Here is a 5,342-nt window from a genome sequence, read left to right on the forward strand (position 1 = left end):
AGCCCCTAAGCCTATGCCCCTCCATATACAGCGGCCCAACGCAGGAAAGTCGGCGATCCGATCCCGCGTTGAGCATGTCTTTGCTGATCAGAAGTCACAAACGGGACTGTTCATCCGGACCGTAATGAGGATCGGGCTGGCCAATATCGTCTATAATATGCGCCGCTTCCTCTTCTTCGAGAGGAGGAACGCGAGCGCGTAGTAATCCAGTGGATAATCTTCCCCGATCTGCTCAAATCGCAGAGTAAAAGCGCCACCAGAAACCATCAAAACCTACTCGTCGAGCCCAAAATCAGGGCACCACCTCTTCAATCAACAGTTTTTCGAGCCCTCCATTAGCACACGAGATCTGGAATCACTGACAATAGGTCAAAGACAGGAGATTTTTCGATCCCTTCAGTTTTTATAAAAGCCATGAAAGAGCCCCGTTTGACCGAAGAACAATCTCTTTTTTAGAATGATCGTCCATCATATTAAACATAATTATAAATTCATTGATATTTTTTCTTCCAAAGTTGTTAATAATTTTTTCTTCAAAATCTTTACTATTCAACGGAAAATCAAAATTCAAATCCAAATCAAAATCCAAATCATCACTACATTTTATTATTTCAAATTGCTCCCAATGACTAACTATTGATCGAGTACACTCAACTATATTATTGATTTCAGGGTTAATTGCTGTTAAATATCTATCACTTTCACAAGATTGGAGACTAATTATATTAGTATTTATTTTTTCAAATTTGTACCTATAAATATATTCTTTTCTATTTTCAGAAAATATATGAAATTTTATATTTGATATAATATCATTATTTTTTCTGAAAATAAAAGATGAATTACTATTTTCGTCTACTATTATATAAATATAATTTTTATTATCCGATTGGATAACATGCCCATCAATATTATTGGTCGACAACAATAAACCATGGAAAGATTTAATCTGAAATATTTTTAGATTCTTTGTTTTTTTATTACCTTCTAAAAAAGGATAACTAAGGCTTTTATACTCTCCATAAAGTTTATTTATGAAACATTTCACAACTTCTTTTTTTATTTTATTTATTATTTCTGAATTTTTCTCAATAAAAGAGTTTTCCACATATGCACACAAATCATTTTTATTAAAATGATCCCAGTATACCGTCGTGTTGGACAAATCAACTCCTATACGACGCTTAATTCTATCCACATAATGTTCCATAGAACGACATATATAATGATTTACCCATGCCCGCTCCCACAGAATTTTCTTAGTTGCACCAGGCTCCCAATCCACTTTATTTCCAATAGAATCTACGTAATCCCCCGATATTAAGTTAAATTTATGAGGATTTTCATAAAAATCACTCATTTTTTCAGGGCGAATAATAGATTTTACTAGAGAGTTATCATGTAGACTTTCATTTGAATGATATATAAAATTCTCAAAAATAGGGATGTTATTTTTAATAACCTTTCCAGAACTACCATAAATTTTCCAATTCAAAGCAATCCCTGATACATTCGAATCAAAAGAATTTAGATAATCACAAATATTATGGCAATTATCTAAATATAAATATTCATCAGCATCTACAAAAGCTATCCAATTAAATAAACCTATAGATTTTTTGCATGCATCAATGTAACTATCTCTTTGTCTAAAGTAAAAATTTTCTTGTTCTAGGCTTGTTTTTTGTAGCTCTATATTAAAAATATTAGAAGCAGCTTTACATATTTCATATGTTCCATCAGTAGAATGATCATCGTATATATAAATTAAATCAAAACCTAATGAGATATACCATGATATCCACCCCATAATATCATGTTGCTCATTTTTTACGAATAACACTACAGCTGCATGATTTGTCATCGTTATTCCTATGACTGTAACTTATACTAATTATAAACTACATATTTTTATACAGTATGTCTATTTAAGATTAAAGGCTTTGACGTGCCCCCCGGAATTGTATCCATTTTAAAGTAGAGTCCGTGTGAGAAGGAATCGGACCTATGAAACACAGTCGTTTTACGAAAGAGCAGATCATCAAGATCCTGCATGAGCATGAGGCGGGGCTGCAAATACCGGATCTCTGCCGCAAACACGGCATGAGTGATGCCACGTTTTACAAGTGGAAGACCCGTTATGGAGGGCTTGAGGCCTCGGAAGTGAAGAAGCTGCGTGGGTTGGAAAATGAGAATACCCGTTTGAAATGCCTCTTGGCCGATGCGATGCTGGACAATGCTGCTTTGAAGGAAATCGTTGGAAAAAAGTGATGACGCCTGCTGCGAAGCGGCAGGCCGTTGGCCAGGCCCTGTTGCAAAGTTAAGTCTGGGTTGAGTGCATCCCATTTGTTTTGATTTTCAAATGGCTTAGACCCCGAACTGTCTTTCGATGAGACGCACTTCTCCCATGATACCCTCTTGGAATTGGAAGAGTTCAGCTTGTCCCTTTTTTAAGGCGCGCATGACCTCAAAACCCTTGATCGTAGCGTAAGCTGTTTTGAGGCTTTTGAAGCCACGAACCGGCTTGATCAGTTGTTTCAGCTTGCCGTGATCGGCCTCAATCACGTTGTTCAGATACTTCACCTGACGGTGTTTCACCGTGTCGGGAAGCTTACCGTTCTTCTTAAGTTCATTGATTGCTATGCCGTAGGTTGGGGCTTTATCCGTATTGATTGTCTCGGGCTTCTCCCACTCCCTCAGGCCGTTCAAAGCTTTGCCCAGAAAGCGTTTGGCAGCCTTGGCGTTCCGGGTCTGTGAGAGGAAAAAATCAATCGTATCACCGCCTTTGCCGACAGCCCGGTACAGATACGCCCATTTCCCTTTGACCTTGATGTAAATCTCATCAATCCGCCAGCTGCTGGAAAACCCTGGGCGTTTCCAATACCAGCGAAGGCGCTTTTCCATCTCCGGCGCATAGCGCTGGACCCAGCGATAAATTGTTGAATGATCAACGCTCATGCCCCGCTCGGCCAGCATGGTTTCAAGGTCGCGATAGATGATCCCATAGCGGCAATACCAACGCACCGCCCATAAGATCACTTCACCACAAAAATGACGCCCCTTGAAATCACGCATCTGCCAAACCCTACGTTAACACCAGCAGCTGTTTCCAACAGGATATTCAACTTTGCAACAGGGCCATCCCACGTTCTAAAAGCATTTCTTCAACCAAGCGAAAGCTCAAAGGAAAGCGGAAATACAGCCATACCGCATGCGCTATCAACTCACGCGGAAAACGATGCCGTTTGTAACTCACTGGGGATGTGTGTATCCTCACTCTCTAGCACGAGCTAGTTAGTGTGACAGCACCATGTAACATCACCGGAATGCCTGAAATAAATTTATTGTGGTGACGCTTTGAGTGCTGACCAGCGTGCGACCAGATTGGCCCATTTTTGTTTTTGTTCGAACGTGATGTCTTCACGTTTATCAACAATTGAGACACTGTCTTTGACAAGGGGGGTGATTTGTTTTTGGTAATTCTTGATAATATTGTCTTTAGCTGTGCGCACGCCAGGTAAGGATAGGAGGTTTCTTATTTCATTTTCTACTGCAGGAAAGATATTATTATAGCGGTTATCTGGAGTTCCTGTATTATTCTCGTAGTAATCAGGGTAGCGGGTTACAACATCTGGGGTGTTAAATCGAAAAGTTTTATGATGGAGAACACCACTACCGTCATTTTCGCCGCGTGCATATTTCCAAACATATTCTTCAAGCGAACGCACCGCATAATGACAGACGACAGCATTATGGACAGGGTGATGCAGAGAGTGACGCTCATGAGAGTGTTCTTGTCCATCTGCTGTGAGCCAGCAGCGTGTTTCGTCTGGGTAGTCATAGGGGTGGTGTGCTGCGGAAAAAGCAAAGCGATTGGTGAGGAACGCGCTTTTAACAAGGGGGTGAGGACCGGAGTGCGTATATCGCTTCCCAAGAAGGTCATCTGTCCATGTTAAGTGTTGGCTTGTGTAAAAGACTTGCCATGGGAAGGAAATGCTATCGGCGCCTTGTGCTTCATGCATTCTAAGAATTGGCCGAAGGTCATTGTTCCATAGAGGGGAAGGTAGGACATATTCGTCTAAATCGACGACTAAAGTCCATTTGTAGTCTAAAATTTCAGGCATGATGCCGAGAGCGTGCCCATAGGCTTTATCTTGTAAGTTTATTTTTCCAGCATCAAGGGCAGGTGAATTATCAAACCATGTAATAATTCCTGCAGTGTCTAGGGCTTTGAGTAATTCATCAGAACCATCAGTATTATTATTCGAGTATAGAAAAATATGTTCGACACCAATGCAACGATGATGAGCAATCCATTCAAGGATATAAAGCCCCTCATCGCGGGCGGTCCCGAGTAGTGCGAGTTCTTTGGTGGGATGGATGCGGCGGCGTGCATGCCGTAAAAAGCGATGCGCTGGTGACCATGCGCGGTATGATGTTGTACCATACCCTGTACCAAGAAAATCAAATTCCTTATCGATACGACGTTGCGTGGATTTACGGGTTTTTAGGGCCCAACATGCTTCGGAAAACCACGGTTCATTTTGTAACTGAGTAGGCCACCCCTCAGTGGGTGAGGAAACGTCTGCTAGCAGTTTCCAGCATAAAATTTCTGCTAAGTTATTGGGAAGTAAGGTTAAAAATGTTTCAAGAATTGCACTGGTTGGGTGGTTCTTGTCTTTAATGAGGTCAATGGCAGAAGCGGGCGATGTGAGGCCATCAATAATCTTTTGGCATAGTCGTGCTGTTGCTTTGACTTGTTCTGGTGCAGGAACCCCTGCGAGGGGGACAAAACATTCCCACTCGTGGGCGGAGGTGACATTTGCGGGGAGTGCGTTAAATTCAGGCTTATTGCTGTAGAATTGACCTGACATCGGATCTTTTAATGTTACACATCCTTCGATACATGCTGCACTGATCCATACAGGTTGAAATGGCCGTTGAATATTTTGATCGAGGATACATATCGTATCATTGTATGGAATAATAAATCCGATGTCTCTTCGTCGTGTATCAAGGTATAAATATACAGGATTATGATTATTTATTATATTAATTTCCCCGTCATGCAGGGGACCTTGGCTTAGGACATTATCATGGTCAGTGATAATGATTTTATTGAAATGTCCTACCAGTAGATGAGATGTGAGGATTTCTGGTGCTGGCGTAGACAAAATCTTATTTCCTGATTGCCACATCAATAGATGAAAGAAACTCTGGCTCATGGAGGATGGTTTGTCCATATGGAGGGAGCGAAGAACCGTTAATTGATAACGCTATTTCCTGACTTCCTGTGCTTGGATCGTGTTTTTAGGCTTTTGGCAATTTAATTGGCCCTGTTG

3 protein-coding genes and 3 pseudogenes are annotated in these 5,342 nt (G+C 41.1%); 2 read left to right on the forward strand and 4 right to left on the reverse strand.

Going from position 1 to position 5,342, the window contains the following annotated elements; translation table 11 throughout:
• Window positions 1-202: pseudogene (locus tag NTH01S_RS11075) on the forward strand (IS5/IS1182 family transposase); the annotation flags it as partial.
• A gap of 201 nt (window positions 203-403) precedes the next feature.
• Here the strand turns inward: NTH01S_RS11075 and NTH01S_RS11080 are convergent.
• Entirely contained in the window at window positions 404-1,864 is a 1,461-nt protein-coding gene (locus NTH01S_RS11080) for a glycosyltransferase family 2 protein (RefSeq protein WP_068173694.1), read from the reverse strand.
• 143 nt (window positions 1,865-2,007) lie between these two features.
• Between NTH01S_RS11080 and NTH01S_RS11085 the strand changes: the two are divergent.
• Window positions 2,008-2,300, forward strand: a pseudogene (locus NTH01S_RS11085) (transposase); the annotation flags it as partial.
• Window positions 2,301-2,367: 67 nt separating this feature from the next.
• Here the strand turns inward: NTH01S_RS11085 and NTH01S_RS11090 are convergent.
• The 3 genes and pseudogenes from NTH01S_RS11090 to NTH01S_RS11095 all read right to left on the reverse strand — a co-directional run bounded on the left by NTH01S_RS11090 (window position 2,368) and on the right by NTH01S_RS11095 (window position 5,225).
• Window positions 2,368-3,075, reverse strand: a complete 708-nt coding sequence (locus tag NTH01S_RS11090) for an IS6 family transposase (RefSeq protein ID WP_068173698.1) — start codon at window positions 3,073-3,075, stop codon at window positions 2,368-2,370.
• 58 nt (window positions 3,076-3,133) lie between these two features.
• A pseudogene (locus tag NTH01S_RS11685) lies at window positions 3,134-3,271 on the reverse strand (IS6 family transposase); the annotation flags it as partial.
• A gap of 70 nt (window positions 3,272-3,341) precedes the next feature.
• Window positions 3,342-5,225, reverse strand: coding sequence for a glycosyltransferase family 2 protein (locus tag NTH01S_RS11095; RefSeq protein ID WP_169802079.1), 1,884 nt, complete (start codon window positions 5,223-5,225; stop codon window positions 3,342-3,344).
• Between the last annotated feature and the right edge of the window lie 117 nt (window positions 5,226-5,342).

The sequence above is a fragment of the Neokomagataea thailandica NBRC 106555 genome, from assembly GCF_001598495.1.
Lineage (GTDB): Bacteria > Pseudomonadota > Alphaproteobacteria > Acetobacterales > Acetobacteraceae > Gluconobacter > Gluconobacter thailandicus_A.

Coding starts and splice junctions, on each gene's coding strand:
- NTH01S_RS11095 (WP_169802079.1), bottom strand. CDS start 5,225: ATGAGCCAGAGTTTCTTTCATCTATTGATGTGGCAATCAGGAAATAAG.
- NTH01S_RS11090 (WP_068173698.1), bottom strand. CDS start 3,075: ATGCGTGATTTCAAGGGGCGTCATTTTTGTGGTGAAGTGATCTTATGG.
- NTH01S_RS11080 (WP_068173694.1), bottom strand. CDS start 1,864: ATGACAAATCATGCAGCTGTAGTGTTATTCGTAAAAAATGAGCAACAT.